At 68.3% G+C, this 2,897-nt stretch carries 3 protein-coding genes and 1 pseudogene; 1 reads left to right on the plus strand and 3 read right to left on the minus strand.

Annotation, left to right across the window (positions count from 1 at the left end):
* Positions 1 to 29 precede the first annotated feature (29 nt).
* The 3 genes and pseudogenes from AOK11_RS30255 to AOK11_RS30265 form a co-directional block, all read right to left on the minus strand.
* Positions 30 to 344 (minus strand): annotated as a pseudogene (locus AOK11_RS30255) (transposase); the annotation flags it as partial.
* A 138-nt stretch (positions 345 to 482) separates the two neighbouring features.
* The gene (locus AOK11_RS30260; protein ID WP_055596888.1) at positions 483 to 1,223 is read right to left on the minus strand and encodes a hypothetical protein; all 741 of its coding nucleotides are present in this window, start codon (positions 1,221 to 1,223) and stop codon (positions 483 to 485) included.
* Positions 1,168 to 1,398, minus strand: coding sequence for a hypothetical protein (locus AOK11_RS30265; RefSeq protein ID WP_055596889.1), 231 nt, complete (start codon positions 1,396 to 1,398; stop codon positions 1,168 to 1,170). Before AOK11_RS30265 ends, AOK11_RS30260 begins: the two co-directional genes overlap by 56 nt.
* A gap of 348 nt (positions 1,399 to 1,746) precedes the next feature.
* On the opposite strand from AOK11_RS30265, the gene AOK11_RS30270 reads away from it, so the two are divergent.
* Positions 1,747 to 2,562, plus strand: a complete 816-nt coding sequence (locus AOK11_RS30270) for a hypothetical protein (RefSeq protein ID WP_055596890.1) — start codon at positions 1,747 to 1,749, stop codon at positions 2,560 to 2,562.
* The last annotated feature ends 335 nt before the right edge of the window (positions 2,563 to 2,897 follow it).

Below are 2,897 nucleotides of genomic sequence, written 5' to 3' on the forward strand. Positions count from 1 at the left end.
TAAATTACGGCTCCTCACCAGCTGGTCTCGCCGGCGAAATACTTCGCGGCCCTCCGCAGGATCTCCCGTTCGGTTTCCAGCTCCCTGATCCGGGCCCTGAGCTGCTTGTTCTCTTCTTTCAGCACATCGTCGGAGGCTACCTCGCCGGCCTGTGCCGCCTGCGGTGAGCCGCTGATGCCCGCCGCGTGGCCCTTGCGGGCCCGCTCGGCCCGCACCCAGTTTCGCAGCGTCTCCCGGCTGATCCCCAGATCCTTGCCGACGCCCTCGAACGTGTTCTTCGGGTCCGACAGGTACAGCGCGACAGCGTCCGCCCTGAACTCCGCCGAATACACCTTCATCACCATGCGTGACATCTCTTCCCCTGGACCCTCAAGGTCCAGTGTCCAAGGTGTCCACGCTCAGGGGGAAGGCCCCGGCCACAGCGGCCCCGCCCCTCAATCCGAGGTGGTGGGGCGTTGCGGTGTGCGCACGCCAGCAAGCGCCTATGGCCAGTACAGCTTGGCGTCCTCGGCTGGCGCCCGCGGCCGGACCACAGACGGCGATTCCACCGTGTATCCCAGCGCCCTCAATGCTTCCGCCGCGGCCTCAGGCGCGTCACGAACCGCCGACATCAGCTGGATCTCCCGCCAGTTCCGCAGCCGCTCATCGATCACTGCTCGCCACCCCGGCACGGTCGTGATCGCGAACTCCCGCTTCATGAACAGCAGCACGTCCTCAAGCGCCGGCCGCATCCGATGCCCGCCAACCGGCAGATGCATCTCCGATAGGCGCGGCAGCCTCCGCCGCTTGAAACCCTGCCGGGGCCTGCCGGCATCAGCCAGGCGCAGCAGATACGCCATCTCGTCCCGATGCGCATGGACCTGAATGTGCGCCCCTGGCGGCTCCTTGCTGCTCCGCACGTACTCGAAGCGGATCAATGGGTCGGGGATCCCCGCATAGTGCAGGTGAATGTCCGCCTGGTCCGTGGCAAGGAACGTGCTGCTGCCGTCCCAGCAGCAAAAGTAGCGGGCCCGTAAGCTCAGGACGGGCTCATCGTTGATCGAGACCGGGATGCGTAGCTCCTTCTCGTCCACCGATATCGGCGAAACCCGGACACGCGCTCCCATGTTCAGGGCAGCGAAACGCGGGGTGCCCTCCCCAAGGACCCCCCGCGTTAAGGAAGTCAGGTCATCCGCGAACTCGGTCGCCAGCTTGTCGAGCTGCGACATCCCCTCGGCAGTCACCGTCGAGAAGGTAGTCGATCCCCTCGATCGTGTGCCACACGTCCAGCTCATCCATCGACAAGCTGTACACCTCGGCCCGATCACGCAGCTGCTCGTAGGACATGCCGACTTCGGCGAGCAGCCTGGCCCTCTGCTCGCGTAACTGCTGCGGCGTCTTATGGATCACCGTCGTCATAGCGAACCCCCAGTCCGTTGCTGGCCGCCAGTCAAGCAGCAGCGACTGACATCCAGCCGGGCACCCCGCAGGAACAGCATCCGACCGAGTGAAGCCCACACAGTAGGTACCCGCAAGACCACAGACAGAAGCGCAGGTCGCAGCGTCAATGCAGGCACACGAACGAGCCCGCGTCGCACTACTCCGAAGGGGGCCCATCCTGCTGGCTCCGTCCAGCCGCAGGTCACCGTCAGCGGCGCCGGCGGGGCGGGCCGGTTATCGTCTATGCCGCTGGCCAGATCGCCACCTTGCCGACGAGTTGACCCAACCCCACCCTTTCAAGGTCGCTAGTGACCGTAAGGGGGGAACGTGCCTTTCGGCAGTGGAGACAGGGCCCAGCTCCAGCGGATCATAAAGCAGCTCGGCGAGCTCACCACCGACCTCGCCGCCATCAAGCAGCAGGTCAGCGATCAGCATCGCGTCATCGAGCAAACCCGCCAGGACACCACCGCCGCCATCACCAGCGGCCTTGCTGAAATCCGGGCCGTCGCCCGCGACGGACTCGCCCGCACCAACGACATCGTCACCGGCCCACTGGCCAGCATCGGCAACGAACTCGTCGCCATCCGCGGCGCCATCACCCAGCTCGACACCCAGGTCAAGGCGCAAGCCGCAAGCGCCCCGCCCGCGCCCGTCGCGCACCGCACACCCGAACCCCAGCCCGAACTCCGACCCGCACCCGAACCCGAGCCGACGCCGCGGCCCGAACCCGAGCCGGAAGCACTACAGCCGCCCGGACAACAAGACACCGAAACCCTCCGCGCCGCCGCCGGCATCTCCGCCGCCACCCTCCACGCCCACCGCGACACCTGGGAATTCCTCGTCAAACACGCCGGAACAGACCAGCACTTCCACCTCCCGGCAGAAGTCCAAGACGCCGCCGGAACCGTCCTCGCCAAGGTCTCCGGCCCCAGCCTTGTCGCCGCCCTCACCAGCCTCCACCGCGTCAGCCACACCGCCGCCGACGCCGGCACCCGCGCCATCGCCGCCCACCTCCACGAGCGGCTCACCGAAACCGTGCAGGAGATCGTCACCAGGCCCCACCGCGGCGACGGAGCCGACGCCGTCCGCATCGTCATCGACGACCGAGCCGCCCCCGCCGAAGCGCGCGACGCCGAACAGTGACCGCACGAAGCCCCCGACCGCAGCCAGCGGATCCAGGGGGCTTCGCCTCGCTCTCAGGCACGCGCCTGCCCAGCAGCCCCTCACGGTCGCGGCAGGCGTCGCGGCGGTCCTACTCACCGCCGTAGGGCTCACCCTCACCCGCCGTTGACGCCCATCTGTCACCACGGGCGCTGCTGCGTCCGTGACGGCGCGCGGCCCCGCCGGCGCGCACGCCTTGGGCCGGGGCGGTGAAGAAGAACCCGCGGCGCGGCGAGAATCGGGCGATGACCGACCGCCGCCCGCTGGGGACCGGACCCGCCCTGACCGAGCCGCCTCGCACGGAAGACAGCCCGCCC

The sequence above is a fragment of the Streptomyces hirsutus genome (assembly GCF_001418415.1).
In the GTDB taxonomy this organism is placed as follows: Bacteria; Actinomycetota; Actinomycetes; order Streptomycetales; family Streptomycetaceae; genus Streptomyces; species Streptomyces hirsutus.